Here is a 19126-nt window from a genome sequence, read left to right on the forward strand (position 1 = left end):
TGCTATTAATAACAAGAAAAATGCAAACTTGTCTATCAGATATGTTAAGAATTTGGAACGACTTGCTAAAAGATTAAAATCCTTCTTAACAGAAATTGAACTATCTGGTAGCATTCAACAATCTACAACGTTATAGAGTCCAAGAATTTATGAATCATTAGCAAAGTTATACCCAAGAACTGCTAATTTTGTAGTGGTCGTTTGTATTGACGAATACAGCACTTTTAACAATAGAGTTTTCCAATACATGAAAAAGAAAGGAGGAATAGACGAACAAATCATCAATTTTCCAGATCGGAATGATTTATCGGCGCTATCGGATCAAAGTATACTATTGAAACGCTTACTTTTATAAAATATCTGCTGTTGTTATAATGCCATAGTCAGCTTTTAAAAAATAAAATTTCCAGCAACTATCAACACATCACTCGAAACTTGTGAAGGTTTCAGCGAGTGTTGGATTTAGCCAGAAATTAAATGTTTAGTTTTGTGTAGACTATACTACATTCTATGCTTTATTCAACGGTTATTTTTCTGATTAGCCTTTTTCATCATAGGCCCCAGAGCTGTTGATCTTCCTATCAATCGCTTTGTTAATTTTCGATATTTTCTATTACTAAATTTTATAATATACTTTAGGATAATGTTTTTAACCCCACTCTCCTTTAGTCTATTCTGAACCTTAATGGCAACTTGAAATTGATTGTCTCGCAATTTAATGAGCTGCTTATTTATGTCTTCAATCCATAATTTGCGTTTCTTGTTTAGTTTAGCTTGCACCTTTAGAGGTAAATCGTTAAAATAAGTTTCTACAGAATCATCCAGTTCCTGAATAGTATTTTTATTAAATCGATATATTAAATCATTGTAAAAACTATATACCTTTTGTAGTTTAAAGGATTTTTTCTCTTCTAAGCAATCGGTAATTAATGTCTCAATAATTTCCAAACACTCAAATAAAAAACTATGAAATGTTAAAATATAATTCGCATAAGCTGTCGCTAGCAATTCATAATTATGATTTTGTAAATAAGTTAGTACAACGTTTGTATTAGTCTTATTCCTATAAAGTTCAAAATACTCCTTTTCCGCTTCTACAAAACTGGAAAAAGACTTGATATTAGGTGTATTATTGTCAACTTCTATAAGGAAATACCTATGATTAGTCTTTGCTTCCAATGTCAACCATTGTTTGCGTACAATAAGATAATTTTTTGAAAAAACTTCACTTAGTTTTTCAAAATAATTTTTTTCTCTTAAGATTTCGAATATTTTATATTTCTCTTGGATCGTTAATTCTGAAGTATTAGATAATAATCCATGGAATTCTAATAAAGTTTTATCATCGCCTATTTCTTTAATTCTTGTATTAAAAAGAAGGTCGGTGATTTCAACTAAAGTTGCCCAATTATGGTTTTTGAGTGTTCTTAATTGAACCTCTACGATAATATTACTTGAACTATGTTTTAAGTACAAATGAATCGATTTATACCCATCTGGTTGCGGCGTCTCGATGTAATCATTTATTTTAACAATTTCAATTTCTGATTTTGCTCTTATTTTTTCTATAGTTTTATAAACTTCGTCCTCATTCCTTAAAATTATTCTACACCCTGCAATATCCCACATCCTACTAAATCTCATATCTGGATAACGATCTAGCTTATTAATTATTGATTCAAATCTTTTAATTCTATATGTTGCAATGGAAGAATGATGTATACTTTTTGCGATAGAACAGATTAATTTGAATACGTTCGCTAATGGCAATTGGTGTGATGTTCTATATTCTTGTAAAGAATCAATTGTTTCATCTTTAATTTCGAAATATTCAATTCTGATATTTTTGCCTAATCTATCTATCTCTCCTTTTGTAAAGCTAGTCATTAATATGATTTTTGATAATTTAAGTTTAAGGTATTAGTTTCGAAATACTGCAAATCATTAATAATTGAAAGATCCCCTCAAATACCAATTTAAACTTCCTTCGCAGGATTTAATCTTTTAATTTTGGCTCTATCCTGTCAATCGATTTGAAATCTGGAAATTCTTTCTTAATAGCGTCTGATGCATTAATTGCTGGATATATTTCGCCTCCATCGACATAAAGTTTTCCGAGTTCTTTTAACGCAAATTAAACTCTTTCTATTTGCTCCTTATCTTTTCCTTTAAAAAAATCTTATACAAATGATTCCCTTCCATATCGACCACTCCATTAATGATTTCCCTATTTTTTACAAGATCTCCTCCAATGTGGAATTAGAAAGGCTCATTTTTTTAACTTTACTAGCAATCAAACGGCATTCCGTATCGGAATTAACGCCATTAAGATACGTCAAACTTCATAAAAATGAAACAATATTTCATATTATTTCATTTTTAAAACCACACTGTTTGTCAAATTTAATGGTTTGGTAACACCTGCTCTCCATAAAAACATCCTTGCCTTTTGAATAAGCATTACATGTCCATTCAAAATCCAACTGTTTTTAGAGTTTGGCTAATCTATAGATTGCTCGGGGTTCCTTTATTTTATAGATATTGTTAAATCATCCCCTCGAAATTCTCTTCAAGTGTCTTTCAACTCACAGAATTGAGAGCGACTCATTCAAATAATTATGGATATAGATCAGTCCTAAATAAAAGCCTACCTTCATTCTTTACATGCTTTATTATTAACCATCCCAATTTTCTATAGGTAAAAGCAACTCCATGAACATGGATAACCTTTGTTTTTCTATTAATAATTTCGACAAGTCCTTTATCAGAAACACATAAAATTCCTATTTCGGAAATCTGATTACTTTTAATAAATAGGTCTTCGCCATTGTCCAAAAAGAATCTATCGCCTTGTTTCAATCTTTCTAAGTACTTCTTCATTCCATTGATAGGCCTAGTTATCTCACATTTAAAATAATCTTTCTCAGTTTTTAAAGTCATATAATATTTTTCATTAATATAATGATATTTTTCATTTTGGAGAGATGCAGAAATTATTAAATATATATCATGAAAATCTTCTTGTCTCAGACATAATGTAAACTTATCGCTTACACAGCTTGAAAATTGTTTGAGTGTATTAGGGGGCTTTAAAAAGCTCTATCAAGACAGATAGGAGTTGAGAAATAACAATAATTGAGGGATATATAAACGAGAGAATATAGTCTTATCACAAATTTCAAAATTGTTTTTTCCTTCTCGCTTAGGATAAATATAAAAAAACAGCCTTAACACTAGTTCGAAAGGTACAAAATAAAAAAGCTCCCCTATTTTAGAGAAGCTTTTAGTGACCCCGCTGAGGCTCGAACTCAGGACCCACAGATTAAGAGTCTGTTGCTCTACCAACTGAGCTACGAAGTCAGATTTGCCCGAGGGCTATAAACAAAGTTACAGTTGTACACCAATAAAACAAATGCTTTAAAGAATTTTTTACACCGCTGTTATACAGGAAAACCCCTTGCTTTGAATACAAAAATTTTTAACCATGTGATAGCACTTCTTATTCTTAACTTGCATAAGAAATAATCCTGAATTATGTATCTAAGAATAGTTATCAATACACTGACGGCACTACTTATTTTTCCTGTAGTCATCTCTTACAGAGAATGGGGCAATATCCTTAGCGGCAATTACCAGTATTATGATACGACATACGAATCTGCAGGTGAATATATAAGCAAAGCCATATTACACCCGATGGCTTATCCCTTAATGCCGGTTCTTTTTCTGCTCTTCATCCTTATGCCGTTTCAGTTTATAAAGAATTATTACAAGCATAAAGGCAGGGAACTGTCCTTTTTAAAAAAATGGCTGATATTTTCCCTTTTGCTCGTAATCTGTGGAATACTATGGGGTATAGTTAGTAATATCTGGCAGACAGTATGGTATCACAATTTGGTCTACCTTCTTTATATTGCCGGATTTTCTCTGTTTTTCACTGCATTATTACATGTTACGGCCGACAAAGTAAAAGAAAAGCCGGTTGCAGGGTAAAATTGCAACCGGCTTATATATTTTATGTAAGAAAGAATTCTCCTCTCTGTATTTTAAAACTTCAGGGTCAGTTCCGCTGTAAAATTGCGTGGCATCTGCGCGACCACCACACCTTGTCCGGCAAAATATTGTGCATTACCCAGATTATTCATTTTGAATCCGAATCTGTACTTCTCTTTTTCCAGAGAAACAGAAGCATTGATCAGCGTATAAGCCGGAAAAGTAAATCGTCCTGTCACCACTTTATCCTCACTGATCTGCTCGCCTACCCGATTGACACCAAATCCAAATCCAAGCCCATGCAATACTCGCGTCTGCAAGACATAACTCGCCCATGAATTAAAGATATGTGCCGGACCTGCTGATCCCGGACGGCGACCTTCTACTGAAGCATCCGCTTTTTGAAATTTACTGTCATTATAGGTATAACCCGTCATAATATTCAATCCGGCAATCGGATTCGTAATCAGTTCAAACTCCAGACCTTTACTGCGCTGTTCACCATCCTGAATAGTGATCAGATATTCTTTACCGCCCTGTTCTACGGCAATATCACGGGACATATTATTGACGGTGATATCATAGTAAGATGCTGTAAGGTTAAATCTGTTCTCCCATAGATTTGTTTTCACTCCTGCCTCCCACTGATTGGCCATCTGCGGTTTCAGATTACCGTTATATTCCGGTAATTGTTGCGTTACAGGAGCCACATAGCTGAATCCGTTCATATAGTTTGCATAAGCCGACAGGCGATCTTTCAGTACCTGATAGACCATGCCCACTTTTGGCGACCAGGCCGTCTGCTTAAACTCTCCTGTACGCACATTGTTATTCAGATTCAACTGTCCGCGGCTGTTGTAATGATCGACACGCAAACTCAATAAAGTCGTCCAGCGATCTGTCAGATATACCACATCCGACAGGTATGCTCCGTAAATATTACTGGAGGTATAATTACGCACCATTGGCGATTTAGATTTCTGAATGCTGGCTGTAGCCAGTTCCCGGGAAATAAAACCATAATCATTTTCCAGATCCCGACCATTGATTGTATCGTATTTTACTATCGGAGAGTGGTTGTTTCGGGTCGACTGATTCAGGTAATCCAGACCAATCAACACCTTATTCTTAATACTTCCGATATGAAATGTACCGTTAAAATTCTGTTGTACACTCGTAGAACTACCTTCCGAATTGTTCCACTGTACATTTCGCTCCAACAGCGCATCGCTGTCATTACCACGGATAAACTGATACTGGTATAAGCCTTCTGTTTTTCTGAAATTGCGGGAAAGTAACGTTTGGGAGGTCCAGTTTTCTGAAATTTTATAGTTGACTTCACCCTTGATATTGATGGATGGCGCCTTCAGTGTCATATCATTATTGGAATAAGAGCGCTTCCAGTCAAAACCCAGTTCATCCGGTGTATGCGCATAGAACGGACGTGTTCTTGCAAAAAAGATAATCGGCGTATTCGTTCCTTCGTAGTTATACAGCTGTGCGCCAAGATTAAAGGTTAGTTTATCGTTGACCTCATAACTGAATGTCGGTGCAGCAAAGAAAGATTTTCGGAACTCCGAATCCCTGAATCCGTTTTGATACTGATAAGCCGAGTTGAAACGGAAAAGTGTCTTTCTGGATTTGGTCACCGGTCCATATACATCCGCTGTCAGACGGTTGAGGTTATAACTCCCCAGAAAATAAGAAACCTGTCCGCCAAAATAATCTTTTGGTTTTTTGGTCATAATATTGACCAATCCTCCAAATGAGGTAACCGCGCCCCCGTATAACGTTCCGGATGGCCCTTTTAATACAGTTACACGTTCTATATCTGCCGGATCAATTTCCCCGTTGGTCGTCGCCGGCACACCATCCACCATCGATACTTTGGTCGGGAATCCGCGCAGACTGTAATAGAATGAACCGTCACCGCTGCCGCGCCCCGGACTTCCCTGCATTTTGACCATTCCCGGTACATTTCGCAAGGCATCCGAAAGATCTGTAATCAGCTGTTCTTTCATAATCTGCTGATTGACACTGGTCAGTGCCTGTGGGTTTTCCAGATAACGCAATGGCATCTTTGCAGCTGTGGTGCTATCCTTATCCAGAAATTTATTCCGACGATAACCATAGACGGTCACACCGTCCAGATCATGGTACTTTTTAGTGGCATAGATCGTCGGCAGTTCCGCCATACCTGCTGTAAGCTGTATATTCTCCCGCAGCACTTCAATATCGTTCAACGTTACCTGTATAACATACTCTCCGGGAGGAACATTATCCAGATAAAATTCACCGGTTTTATCGGTTCTGGACTGATAAGAGGTATTTAATAATCGCAACAGGGCATCCTTAACGGGTACCTGATCTGTGAGCATAATTTTTCCGCGCACCCGTTCCTGTTTCTGTGCCGCACCGGTTAAGGGCAATACACAGCACAATAAAATAATAAAGACTGATCTCATGATGTTAATTAGAATAGTAATGTTCTGTAATAATATAATTTGGTTTTTGTGTAATTCGGAAAGAAGAAGCTATACACCTGTACCTTCATTGTGCGCATTCCTGCCATGATAAAATCAAGCGGCATATTCAGAAAAGGCAAATGTGTACATAAGAAAAAGACCGTATATGGGAAATCGGAAAGACATGTAAAAGCAAAGCCTATTGATGGGAATGCATTACTTTTTCTGTTTTAAAGAAAACATATCTCATCCCTGACGGGTACATATTCAGATAGTAGGGCATACTTTATTCTTATTTAGATTAATTCTACACAAAAGTACAGAAATAGTTTATATTCCAAAAAATAAGATGAGAAACAGGAGTAAAAGTTAGCTCTTTGTGCTCTTCCTACAATTCATCCTGGTTTTCTGACAATTCAGGCACTCTCTTTTGCCAAAACGAGTCTCCGGAGGCACCTTTATATCAAATTTATTAACCACATGAGAGTATTGATTTTTTTATTATTTATGCAGACCGCAGTTTTTGCACAAACCCAGATCACAGGCCGTATTACAGATAAAAGCAACAGACCTGTCCCCCGTGCAAGTATATATCTCATCGGCACATATGATGGTACCACCTCGGACTCCAGCGGAAACTTTAGCTTCCGTACCACCGAAACCGGCTCAAAAGAATTGAAAGTAACAGCTATAGGATATCAAAGCGCCCTATTAACTATACACACAACACAAACGTCTGTTTTACAGATTCAACTCGCAGAAGCAGCGCTTCAACTGGATGAAATTGCTATTTCTGCCGGAATGTTACAGGCCGGAGATAAAGCCAAAGGCAGTGTAATGACTCCTTTAGAAATTGTTACTACAGCGGGAAGCATGGGCAACATAATTGCCGGACTGGCCACACTTCCCGGAGCTCAGGTCGCCGGAGAAAGCGGAAGATTAATGGTGAGGGGTGGATCTTCATCCGAAACAAGTACATATGTAAATGGTATACAGGCCAGTCAGCCGTATACCTCCGCGCCTAATGATTCTCCTGTCCGGGGACGGTTTTCTCCCTTCTTATTCAAAGGGATCAATCTTTCTACCGGAGGCTACTCTGCCGAATATGGAAATGCACTCTCAGGAGTATTGCTGCTTAATACTGCAGATAAAATAGAAGATCCGAAGACCGAATTGTCCCTTTCCTCGGTTGGTGTAGGTCTCGGAACCACACAAGCCTGGAAGAGGAACTCCCTCAGCTTCAACGGTAGCTACTCTAACCTCAGACCTTATGTAAAACTGATTAACCAACAACTGGACTGGATAGCCCCCTATCAAAGCGGGTCCGGCGAGATGATCTATCGTCATCAGTCCGAAAACAGCTTTCTGAATGTATATGGTTCATTCAATATAGAACGGTTTTCATTGCGCCAGCAGCATATCGACTACACCGATCCGGTATATGTAAAACAAAAAACAGACAATATCTACCTGAATATCAATTACAAACAAAAACTATCCAATGATTGGCGGATGGAATCCGGAATAGGCGCAGACCGCAAAAACACGAACACTTATTTTAATGAAAGCTATATCCCGAATCAGGATTTCAGTCTGCATGTCAAGGAAAAGCTTTCCAAAACCTGGCATCAACGTTTACGTACATCCTTCGGAGGAGATTTTTTTTATACCCGGTATAAAGAGCACTATACAGATCCTGACCGCTCATTTGCGTATGGTTATAATTCGCAAATCGGAGCGCTGTATACAGAGACGGACTATGCAATCAGTACAAAATGGATTACAAAACTTGGACTACGTGCGAGTCAGACAAACTTGCAGGATGGAGTGATTCTGGAACCCAGAGTATCACTGGGCTATCTGATAAACAGATCCAGTCAGCTTTCACTGGCCTATGGAGATTTTCATCAACAGGCAGACCCGAATGTACTCAAATACGCCAATCGGTTAGACTGGATGTCATCCAGACATTTTATCCTCAATTACATGTACGAAAGGAAAGGGAGAACTCTTCGTATTGAAGCTTACCGAAAAACGTATAATCAGCTGGTACAATACAATACAGCCCGTCCTACGTATCAAAGCGTGTACAGTAACGGGGGAAAAGGATTTGCAGAAGGTGTGGATATCCTGTACCGGGATAATACGAGTATCCGAAATCTGCAGTACTGGATTTCTTACAGTTATACGCATACCCGTCGCCAGGAAGCCAACTATCCTCTGGAAGTGACTCCGTCTTATGTTGCCGATCATGCATTGTCGGTCGTCAGCAAATACTGGATCAGTGACCTGAAATCTCAACTCAGTCTTACCGGTAGCTACGTATCCGGAAGACCATATAACGACCCAAATTCGGCGGACTTTATGCAACAGAAAACAAAAGGCTATTCGCAGGTCGCGATGAGCTGGTCTTATTTACTTAGCCAGCAGAAGATTCTGTTCTTTTCCGTTAGTAACCTTCTGGGTAATAAGCCTGTCTATGGTTACAATTACGCCAGTCAGGCTGGACCGCAGGGTGTATTTGCGCGTCAGGCAATCACTCCGGTCGCTAAAAGATTTGTATTTATAGGATTCTTTATGACAATAAGCCGAAATAAAAAAGATAACCAACTGGACAATCTGTAGTATCTGACAATTCATCCCGGTTTTCCGACAGTTCAGTTATTATTAGTTGTACAACGACAGCAGACTTTACACTTTTGAATTATAAACTTTAATACAACATATTATGAAAACAACATTATTACTCCTTGCGCTACTGATTACAAACTCTATGTTTGCGCAGACCGCTTATGAAAAAGGTATGGCTAATGGAATGCAACTTTGGCAATCCGGCAAAAACACAGAAGCCGCAGCCCAGTTCGAACGCATTGCACAGGCAGAAAAAGACAACTGGATACCAGCTTACTATCAATCCTTTATTACCATTTTATCCGCATTCAATGCTAAAGACGCCGACAGCAAGATGAGTTTGATCAAAACAGCCAGGGCTATTCTGGATGCTTATCCTGCACAGCATAATAACCCGGAATGGTTGGTATTAAAAGCTATGAATTATACGGCTGAACTCACGACAGACCCTATGACTAAAGCACAGGAATTGTCGCCGCTGATTATCGGTACATACGAAAAAGCGAAAGCTATTGCACCGGAAAACCCAAGGGTTATCCTGAATCTGGCTCAATTTCAGATGCAATCCAAGAAATATTTCCATCAGGATACCAGCGCAGAGTGTGAAAGTATAAAGAAAGCTCTACATTTGTTCGAAATACAGAAATCCGAGACCGCTTTTGCTCCTTCCTGGGGAAAAGAGCAAGCAGAGCAGATCGTTTCTTCCTGTTCAAGTAAATAATACCGATATGAAAGCCTTTCTTAAATCATTATTTCTGGGAATAGTAATAAGTGCGGGCATATCCCTATTATTCTCGGCCTATTATCTCATCACGTACGGTAATCTGGATATTCAGTTTTACAAATCCAGAGGGGCACAGATCGGAATGATCTATGGGGTAATGGGATATATGCTCAACAGCAATCTGGCCGCCTATATTCACAGCAAAGTACCCAATGATAACCTGTGGCGTAAACGGTTATCGTATTTTATACCAGGCAGTATCCTGATTACTGTATTGATGGTCTTTGTGGTCAATTGCTTTTTCCGGGTTGTTTTCGGAGAGCTTTCATTCACCGAATTTCTGCTGAGGCAGCACTTAGCGACTTATATCATGACAACTCTTATTGCCTTAGTCGTTGGTCTCGGGTTTTATGCTTTCTATTTCTATAAAGCTTATAAAAATGCACAGATCCAGAAGCAGAAACAGATTGCAGGAAATGCCACCGCTCAATTTGAGTCTCTTAAGAATCAGATTGATCCGCACTTCCTGTTCAATAGTCTCAATGTTCTCACCGGACTGATTGAAGAGAGTCCGGAAAAGGCGGTGGACTTCACTACATCACTTTCGCGTATCTACCGTTATGTTCTGGAGCAAAAAGACAAAGAACTGGTACCCGCACAACAGGAACTAAGATTTGCACAAATCTTTCTCAATCTGCTCAGACTTCGTTTTGAGGAAGCCCTGGTCGTAGAGATTGATGAAAGCAATATGGAAGAAGAAGAAAACATTATCCCCCTTTCTCTGCAGTTGCTTATCGAAAATGCAATCAAACATAATGTGGTCAGCGCTGCCCGAAAACTGCATATCCGGATTGTCAAAAAAGATAACTACCTATATGTAAGCAACAATCTGCAGCCTAAAGAAACGCTTGCGGAGTCTACAGGTATAGGATTAAGCAATATTATCAGTCGCTACCAGTTGCTGACTACTGAAGAGGTTATTATTAACGATCAAAACGGAAACTTTGAAGTGGGCTTACCGCTGCTGTCTGTAAAATCTGAATCATGAATATAATAATTATAGAAGACGAAATGCCTTCTGCACGCCTGCTGAAGCGGAAGGTAGAAAATATGGGATATGCTGTGACTGCACTTCTGCACTCGGTAGAAGAAGCTAAAGCATGGCTTTTGTCCAATCCGGAACCGGAACTTATATTTCTGGATATACAATTGTCTGACGGACTTTCCTTTGAGATCTTTGAAGAGGTGACTGTACAATCCGCGATCATATTTACAACAGCCTATGATGAGTTTGTGTTGCGTGCATTCAAGATGAACAGTATTGATTATCTGCTCAAACCTATTATTGAGGAAGAACTGAAGTTTGCATTTGAAAAATTTCTGAAATTGCAGCGCAGTTCGGAGACTGTAGACCTGAATGAGATCCGATCGCTCTTAAAACTCACAAAAAAAGAGTCTTACAAAGAAAGGTTTACCATAAAGATCGGACAAACGATCAAGGTAATTGATATACAAGACATTGCCTGCATTTATAGTGAACACAAAGGAACTTACCTGTGGACACGTCAGGGAAATAACTATCTGCTTGACATCACTTTAGATAAGGTGGAAAAGCTGATTGATCCCAACCGGTTTTTCAGGATCAGTCGCAGCCATATTATCCAGATAGACAGTATTAGAGAAATTGCGGTACATTCCAACTCCCGGCTGCGCATATATCTGCAGCCAGATCCGGATCAGGAAATGATCGTCAGCAGGGAGCGGGTTAGTGATTTCAAAACCTGGCTCGAAAAGTAGTTTAAAGAACGGAGAGATTGAAAGGTATATTAAAATTGACAGAGGCCGTAAATCCCCGGATAGGCTTAAACTGAGACTTGGTGCTTATATCAAATCCATAGCCGACAGCTACATCTGCTAAACAGATCAATCCAAATCCTATTTTAGGAGTAAAAGTATAAGGAGTAATTTCTGCCTTCAAAGCTGGCCAAAATATTTTATCCTCCCTGTAATACATAAATCCTAATTCAGGAATAACAGTTGTCTTATCCATCATCCAGGTAAAGTTGGCTCCGGCATCGAGCTTAATATATTCTTTGGAGTTCAGCGCAAACAGATTCCAACCCGAAACTTTCAAAAAATTACCGCTTTGATATTGATAACCTACCGACGGACCCCAGATCCATTTATTCTTTTGGCCCAAAAGAGATTCGGGAGCAAAGAGGAGCAATAGAAAAAGGAAAAACATCGGAATAGCATTTCTCATATCGAAAAATTAATTCCATTCAATTTACTCAATTAACTTTATGAATCAAAACACAAAGAGGAAATATATTTTATGACCAATGAAGCCGAATGCGGAGATTAGCCACAGGAGCAGGTAGTTTCCTGAAAGAAACAATACTAAGGATCAAACCTTTACTATGGATGCAGGATGATTAACGGATAAAGAAGTTAAACGGCACATTAACACTGATGGAAGTTGTAAAGCCCTTCAGGGGTTTAAAATTATCCTTCGTCTGCATATCAAACCCGTAGCCTACCCCAATATCAATGAGCGAAAGCAAACTCACCCCCGCCTTTGGTGTAACGGTATAGGGTGTAATTTCTCCTTTCAGAAAAGGCCATACACCTTTATCGCTCAGGTAGTATGTAAATCCAAGTTCGGGAATAACAGTTGTCTTATCCATCATCCAGGTAAAGTTGGCTCCGGCATCAATTTTCATATACTGATTATCATTGGGTGCAAAAAGTCCCCAGCCTGAAACTTTTAAAAAATTACCCTTTTGGTATTGATACCCCACAGACGGGCCCCAGATCCAGGAACTACCGCCTTTGCTGGCAGACAATTCCTGTTGTCCTTTTGCAGGTAAGAGTATTACCGCAAATACAGCGAAAAGAAGAAATATCTTTTTCATATGGAGGGATTTTTAGACATACTAAATTTACAACATTAAATTAACATACAGCAATATTTGAGCCCAACCATGAGCAATGAACAGGCATTATCTCATATTATGACACAGTGATAACGGGATCACTAAGATTTTGTTTACAAAAAATTCATCTTGTCCATACTGATATTTCTATTAACTTTGAGTTTAATCTATCTAAATCAGAGATGTACAATACATATTCTTTAAAAAGCACCACCATCAGACTGGTCATACTTTTTGTCGCATTACAGAGTTTCAGTGCTCAGGCTCAATTTGGGAAACTGGGAGATATCGTCAATAAAGGAGTCGGCAAGGCACTCAACAGTTCCCAGCTCAAATTATTAAAATCCGATCCGATCACAACCAATTTTGATGATTGCAACCAGGAAAAAACGCTTGTGGCAGATTTCGGAAAAGATTCTGTCAAAACAGATCTTTGCACCTTAAGTGCCCAGTATACCAAAACTACAGGATTCCGGTTGAAGCCTGGTTTTTATAAAGGAACCTTTAAAAGTTTCTGTCTGCAGGCAGGTACTTATGGACCCTCAAGAGGAGACGCTTATCTGTTCGCTCCGCTCGCAGGTCCCAAAGAAAAGATAGCACGTACACTCATCGCAAACTGGGAAGATCATCCCGAAATCGAACAATCTCAGGTACAGGTGCTGTTGTGGGCTATTATAGCGAAGACAAACTTTACTAAATTATCTCCGGATCTTCAGGCGACCGCAGCAATACTCCTGAGTCAAAAAGACCTGTCCGCTCTGGGGAGCTCAGTCATTGATTATCTTAGCGGAGAAGCGATGCAGTCGCTGACACAAAATCTGCCTGAACCTGCAAAAACAATTGTAGAGATCGAAAACAAGATCAGAGGGATGATGTATAAGGCGAATGCCTCATATCAGGAAATTGAAAGTCTGGCTATGCTTACAGGAGCCGCGCCTGTCAATGAAAAATTTCCGAGAGGTATCTGGAGCTTTCATCCGGACGGTTATTATATCAAATATCTTCCTCAGGGCTATTCTGTGACATCAGTAGAGATATACGTACCACAACAAGCCGGTACAATAGACTTTTTGCCAACAGGAGATGTTGCTGTTCCGGCATCCAGAGGATCACAAAGACTGGGACAGTCAAATATACTGATCTGTGATCAACATGATTAGTCCTCTAAAATGCAATATTGGATAGTATAACGTTTATGTTCTTACGACTTTAACAAAAGGCCATTAAAAAGCCGGTATTCACTTTTGAAATACCGGCTTTTTGATTTATTTTAAATCTTTCAGGATTTCCTGAATTGCTTTTTCCAGCTGCGGATCCTTTCCTTCTAAACGGTCCACAAATGTATTCTTGATATAGATATCCGGAGACACCCCTGTCAACTCCAGATCCTGACCATCTAAGGTATAACATCCCCAGGCCGGTACTCTGTACATGGATCCGTCCACTAATCCCTTCGCAGAGGTGAAGATAATCCAGCGGTAAGTTTCTGTTCCGATAATCTTACCCAGCTTCAGCGCCTTGAATCCCGCTGCAGTCATCTCTGCATCACTGAGTGATTGCTCATTGATCAGTAACACAATCGGTTTGGCGGCAGGAGCAAAATTACTTTGAGGAGCCCGCTTACCGTCCCGGTATTGCCATTGCAGATATGGACGCTGAGACAGGAAACGCAGAACTTCATCATGCACATTACCCCCGGTATTGTAGCGCAGATCCAGTATAATCGCATCTTTATTGTTTTCCTGTTCGGCCATATCCAGTAAAAAACGGTTTAACTCTTCACCGCCCATATTTTTCATATGAGAATAGGCGATCCGGTTATTGCTCATTCCGTCAACCTTAGCTCTGTTTGCTTTGATCCATTCGTCATAAAGCTGCTCCCGCTGTGCATTTGCCGGCTGCGGGCGTATATTGACATTGATTTCTTTGCCCTGACGGCTGAATGTCAATGCCATTTCTTCGGCTAAGGAAGGTAACGTGAAATAGGAATCTCGGTCTCTGGTTTTATCTATGCTCTGCCCGTTAACCGCCAGCAGGATATCTCCCTCTTTAATGTCTACACCTTTGCGGGATGCAGGACTGTTGACAATGATCTGTGATACTTTCCAGGGATCCTTTGCATCATATACCACACCAATCTCGTTTGTGACAGCAGTAAAGCTTTTGCGTTCTTCAGGACCTGAAGAATTGAACCCCAAGTGGGAAGCATTCAGCTCGCCCAGCATATCATTGAGTAATATGCGCAGATCGGCTCTGTTATTGATATTGGGCAGATAAGCCTCGTACTGCTTCTTCACAGCTGACCAGTCTATTCCATGAAAAGTTCCGTCATAGAAGTTTTCCTCTATACCTGCCCAGGTCTCATAAAACATCTGCGAAAATTCTTTCTCCAGATTACGCTGAAATTTCAATGAAACATCTACTTTATCAAATTTATTTGCTTCTATATTATATTTCTGAATGGCACCTTTGCTCAATGCATAATATTTGCCACCGGTTTCGAATAAAGCGCCGATGCCTCCATCAGCTACCTTTTCAGTTTTATTGGGTGCGAAAGGTTCAATCACAGTACGATACAATGCACCCCGTCCTTCTCCATGATTGGATGAATAGAACACATAGGTTTTATCTCCTTTTTGAAATACAACAGGATCCAGTTGTGTTCCGAAAGCCGGACTGACCAGTGTTATACGATCCAGTAAACCCTTCGTATCTATAGTCACCACCGGCTTGTCAGCAGAAGCCGTTTTCACAGGTTCTTTTTTATCTTTATCTGCAGGTGTTTTCTTTTGTGCTGTTGTATCTTTTTTTACTTTCTCTGTCTCTTTAAAGAGTTCGTCAAACTTGCTGATGCGGTAGTCTTCATCAAAGTTTTCCAATGCCATTCGGTATATACTGGCATTTTGTACTCCGGTCGGGTAGGAAGGTTTTGTCCGGTTACTTGCAAAATAAATATACTTTCCATCCGGAGACCAGGTAGGAGTAAGCTCGGATACTCCTGTATTGGTAAGATTGATTGTACTGTTCGTCTTCAGGTTATGCAGCATAATATCTTGTTCAAAATTGCGGTATGCTGTAAACAGGATATAGTTGCCGTCGGGCGAAAATGATGGAGATGAATTTTGAAATGCCCAGATTTCATCCTTTACGACCGTATTACTTTTCAGTGTATGGAGGTCTAATGTACGTACCTCATCCCGACCACTCAGATAAACCCCAAGAGTACGGTCTTTATTAAATTCGATAATCCTGTTGTTACGAAGATCTTTTGTCAATTGTTTTGCCTGCTCCTTGCCGTCTGCAGCTATCGTAAACCAGTTGAGATATCCCTGGTAAGTCTGATTAAAGAGTAAGGTTTTATTGTCTTTGAGCCATTTGACTTCTACAATACGCTCGCCCTGGCCAGGCATCTGCCGTACAAACTTCCCTTCAATATCGCTCACAAACAATTCTCCGCGGGAGACAAAAGCCATTTTTTTACCATCAGGAGAAACGTCTACATTGCTGATATTATCCTTGACATCAAACTCCTGTTGCTTATTCAATACCAGATTGCGGCTGATTGCTATCTTAGGCTGGATCGTTTTCTTTGTGGCAACATCATATAAAAATAACTGATAATCCTTCTCGAAAACGATCTTTGACCCGTTTGCTGAAACCGAAGGACGCTTAATAGATGTTGAAAATTTGGTCAGCCCTGTTTTCTGTCCATTCACAAAGCTATACAGATTGTATTCCCCGTTTACTTCATCCGATGCAAAGTAAATCGTTCCTTTTTGGTCCACACTTGGCCAGAAATCTTTTCCTGCATAATCAGTATACTGTTTGAATTGTTTTTGCTTTGGAGAATAAGAAAGAATGTCCGGGTTGAAGGCTCCTTTATAGCGCTTGCGGTTAGCCGCAAAATTACTTTCCCAGGAATCATTGAACAGCAGTTCCCCGGAAGGAGTTTCTACCACATTATGAATGGTATTAAAATAATGCGGAAACATCCTTTCCGCAGTCCCCCCGTTTACAGCAACCTTATAGCTGCTGAATCTGTTGTATCTGGCCGAAGTAAAGTATATACTCTTGCTATCCCAACTCCAGCTGTCTACTTCGTCACCGGCATCGTGGTAGGTCAACTGGCGGATATCACCACCTTCCAGTGGCATGATATATACATCCATATTGCCATTCTGATTCGAAGAGAAGGCAAGCCATTTGCCATCAGGAGAAATCCGGGGAGCGATCTCCGTTCCCGACATAGCGGTGAGCCGTAGCGCCAGCCCCCCGTCGGCGGAGACTTTCCACAGATCGCCATCGTAACTGAATACAATTGTTTGTCCGTCCGGACTCAGTGTCGGATACGAGAAGAAGGATGCCTGGGACTGTGCGTTTACACTGAGCAGACTGCTCAGTGAAATCCCCAGTGAACAAAGAAAATGTTTGATCATAAAAATAGTAGGTTACAATTTGCAGCATACAAGAGAGATAATCCGATTACTTGTTTGACTATAGATAGCATAAAAATTATCCCGATCTGATTTTATGTGCTGCAATATTTGAGTTGAAAGTAGCTAATAGTCTACATTCTGACAACATTAAATGTAAAAACCATGTAATTTATCGTTCAAAAATGCATTCAAAATAAAATTTAACGATTATTTCACATATCACGGCACCGGTTTCGCTTTGAGGAGATTAAACTTTTGCTATTTTTGGCCTTTGAAAATGAGAGCTGTAATTTTCATATTGAATATTTGTTTTCTCCTGATATGGGGACACCACCACGCTTATGCACATACTGCACAGCAGGTGTACGGTATTCATGGAAATCAAATGCAGCAAACCAAACAGACCTGTCATATACACCATGACGCGCTCGTCGTGAAAAACAGTCTGCTGGATGAGGAGGAAAAAAGTATTTTCAGCGTAGAAAATGAAGATACTGATTTTGTTTTCGGAAGAAAAGACGTGCAGCTATCCAAACAGATCATTGCTCTGTCATACGGATTGCTTTTGCCTTTTATTCAATACAGACATAAGGACCGTCTTCCCTTTTATTTTCATCTGTATACCCCTTCTTACAAATATATCCTCCAGCGGGTACTAAGAATCTGATAACCTTTCCTTACATCATATTTACAGTCTGCGATACGCTTATCGAAGGCTAATGGTATATGCTTGATTTTTTCATTGCTGTTAGACTGTTTGTATCCGGCAACGTTGTGATGTTTCCATAGTCCCTAAAGAAATCTTCGGTTTCTCCAATTTCCATTTGTCCTATATTAATTCATATCATGAAGAGAATTATCATGTTCATGAGCTTGTTTGCATTATTATACCAAACAAGCTGTACTGCTAAAAAAGAAAAAAAAGAAGAAGTAGCAGAGTACACCGTTACCAGTCCGTTAAGAGTAGACACCTCTTTCACGAAGGAGTATGTTTCACAGATCCGCTCTGTACAAAACATCGAAATCCGCGCTCAGGAAAAAGGTTTTCTGGAAAAGATCTTTGTAGATGAAGGTCAGTATGTCAGTGCAGGCCAGACACTATTCCGTATCATGCCGCAACTGTATCAGGCAGAATTGCTGAAAGCAAAAGCGGAAGTAGAACAGGCAACAATAGAGCTGGAAAATGCCAGCACACTGGCTTCCAATAACATTGTTTCTAAAAATGAGAAAGCTATGGCTAAAGCCAAACTGGATGCTGCCAATGCCGAAATGAAGCTGGCACAGATTCACTTATCATTTACAGATATCAAAGCTCCGTTTTCGGGTATAATCAACCGTATTCCGCTGAAACAGGGAAGTCTTGTTGATGAAGGTGATCTGATGACATCCCTTTCAAATAACACAGAAATGTACAGTTACTTCAACGTCTCAGAGCCTGAGTATCTAAACTATCAGACACATATCAATGACAGAGGAAGTAAGGAGGTAACCTTGATTATGGCTAACGGGGAGGCTTTTCCTAAAAAAGGACAAATACAGACTATCGAAGGTGAGTTTGACAATGAAACAGGAAATATTGCTTTCCGTGCGAAATTTGCAAACCCTGATAAACTGTTGCGAAACGGTGAGACCGGAAAGATACAAATGGTACTACCGCTGAAAAATGCAATGATTATCCCGCAAAAAGCAACCTACGAGATTCAGGATCAAAAATATGTCTTTGTAATAGATAAAAACGGAATAGCGAAATCCAGAAACATTAAAATCGCCTATGAGATTCCGGATCTCTATGTGATCAGTTCGGGTCTTGCAGACGGGGACCGCTTCTTACTGGAGGGAGTACAGAAAGTAAAAGATGATCAAAAGGTACAAACGAAGTTTCAGGAGCCGGAAAAAGTGATGCAATCGTTGAAATTAAAAGCAGAGTAAGGCTGGCTTAAA

At 39.6% G+C, this 19126-nt stretch carries 14 protein-coding genes and 1 tRNA gene; 8 read left to right on the forward strand and 7 right to left on the reverse strand.

Annotation, left to right across the window (positions count from 1 at the left end; translation table 11 throughout):
• Positions 1-519: 519 nt before the first annotated feature.
• The 3 genes from B4B65_RS00100 to B4B65_RS00110 form a co-directional block, all read right to left on the reverse strand.
• On the reverse strand, positions 520-1887 hold the full coding sequence (locus tag B4B65_RS00100; RefSeq protein WP_293912222.1) for a hypothetical protein: 1368 nt from the start codon (positions 1885-1887) through the stop codon (positions 520-522).
• Between the two features lie 729 nt (positions 1888-2616).
• On the reverse strand, positions 2617-2940 hold the full coding sequence (locus tag B4B65_RS00105) for a hypothetical protein (RefSeq protein WP_293912224.1): 324 nt from the start codon (positions 2938-2940) through the stop codon (positions 2617-2619).
• 347 nt (positions 2941-3287) lie between these two features.
• Positions 3288-3360, reverse strand: a tRNA-Lys gene (locus B4B65_RS00110).
• A gap of 174 nt (positions 3361-3534) precedes the next feature.
• Here B4B65_RS00110 and B4B65_RS00115 point away from each other — a divergent pair.
• Positions 3535-3993, forward strand: coding sequence for a hypothetical protein (locus B4B65_RS00115; RefSeq protein ID WP_293912226.1), 459 nt, complete (start codon positions 3535-3537; stop codon positions 3991-3993).
• Positions 3994-4046: 53 nt separating this feature from the next.
• On the opposite strand, the gene B4B65_RS00120 is transcribed toward B4B65_RS00115, so the two are convergent.
• The gene (locus tag B4B65_RS00120) at positions 4047-6458 is read right to left on the reverse strand and encodes a TonB-dependent receptor (protein WP_293912228.1); all 2412 of its coding nucleotides are present in this window, start codon (positions 6456-6458) and stop codon (positions 4047-4049) included.
• 480 nt (positions 6459-6938) lie between these two features.
• Here B4B65_RS00120 and B4B65_RS00125 point away from each other — a divergent pair, with 480 nt between their 5' ends.
• The 4 genes from B4B65_RS00125 to B4B65_RS00140 all read left to right on the forward strand — a co-directional run bounded on the left by B4B65_RS00125 (position 6939) and on the right by B4B65_RS00140 (position 11610).
• Positions 6939-9083, forward strand: a complete 2145-nt coding sequence (locus tag B4B65_RS00125) for a TonB-dependent receptor (RefSeq protein WP_293912231.1) — start codon at positions 6939-6941, stop codon at positions 9081-9083.
• 103 nt (positions 9084-9186) lie between these two features.
• Entirely contained in the window at positions 9187-9810 is a 624-nt protein-coding gene (locus tag B4B65_RS00130) for a hypothetical protein (protein WP_293912234.1), read from the forward strand.
• Between the two features lie 7 nt (positions 9811-9817).
• Entirely contained in the window at positions 9818-10861 is a 1044-nt protein-coding gene (locus tag B4B65_RS00135; RefSeq protein ID WP_293912236.1) for a sensor histidine kinase, read from the forward strand.
• Positions 10858-11610 carry a LytR/AlgR family response regulator transcription factor gene (locus B4B65_RS00140; protein WP_293912239.1) on the forward strand — a complete coding sequence of 251 codons (753 nt, stop codon included), beginning with the start codon at positions 10858-10860 and terminating at the stop codon, positions 11608-11610. The genes B4B65_RS00135 and B4B65_RS00140 overlap by 4 nt, the downstream gene beginning before the upstream one ends.
• Position 11611: 1 nt before the next feature.
• Here B4B65_RS00140 and B4B65_RS00145 read toward each other — a convergent pair whose 3' ends face one another.
• Together B4B65_RS00145 and B4B65_RS00150 are read right to left on the reverse strand one after the other, a co-directional pair.
• The gene (locus B4B65_RS00145; RefSeq protein WP_293912241.1) at positions 11612-12076 is read right to left on the reverse strand and encodes a hypothetical protein; all 465 of its coding nucleotides are present in this window, start codon (positions 12074-12076) and stop codon (positions 11612-11614) included.
• 172 nt (positions 12077-12248) lie between these two features.
• Positions 12249-12728: a hypothetical protein gene (locus tag B4B65_RS00150; protein ID WP_201680997.1), complete on the reverse strand. Its 480-nt coding sequence runs from the start codon at positions 12726-12728 to the stop codon at positions 12249-12251.
• A gap of 203 nt (positions 12729-12931) precedes the next feature.
• On the opposite strand from B4B65_RS00150, the gene B4B65_RS00155 reads away from it, so the two are divergent.
• Complete coding sequence (locus B4B65_RS00155; protein ID WP_293912243.1) at positions 12932-13909, forward strand: hypothetical protein; 978 nt, start codon at positions 12932-12934, stop codon at positions 13907-13909.
• Between the two features lie 105 nt (positions 13910-14014).
• Here the strand turns inward: B4B65_RS00155 and B4B65_RS00160 are convergent, their stop codons facing one another.
• Positions 14015-17185 (reverse strand): S41 family peptidase, encoded by a 3171-nt coding sequence (locus B4B65_RS00160; protein ID WP_293912245.1) that lies wholly within the window; start codon positions 17183-17185, stop codon positions 14015-14017.
• 277 nt (positions 17186-17462) lie between these two features.
• Between B4B65_RS00160 and B4B65_RS00165 the strand changes: the two genes are divergently transcribed.
• Together B4B65_RS00165 and B4B65_RS00170 are read left to right on the forward strand one after the other, a co-directional pair.
• Positions 17463-17852, forward strand: a complete 390-nt coding sequence (locus B4B65_RS00165; RefSeq protein WP_201681000.1) for a hypothetical protein — start codon at positions 17463-17465, stop codon at positions 17850-17852.
• A gap of 179 nt (positions 17853-18031) precedes the next feature.
• Entirely contained in the window at positions 18032-19114 is a 1083-nt protein-coding gene (locus B4B65_RS00170) for an efflux RND transporter periplasmic adaptor subunit (protein WP_003009784.1), read from the forward strand.
• Positions 19115-19126: the final 12 nt, after the last annotated feature.

This window comes from Sphingobacterium sp. UBA5789 (assembly GCF_002418355.1).
GTDB lineage: Bacteria > Bacteroidota > Bacteroidia > Sphingobacteriales > Sphingobacteriaceae > Sphingobacterium.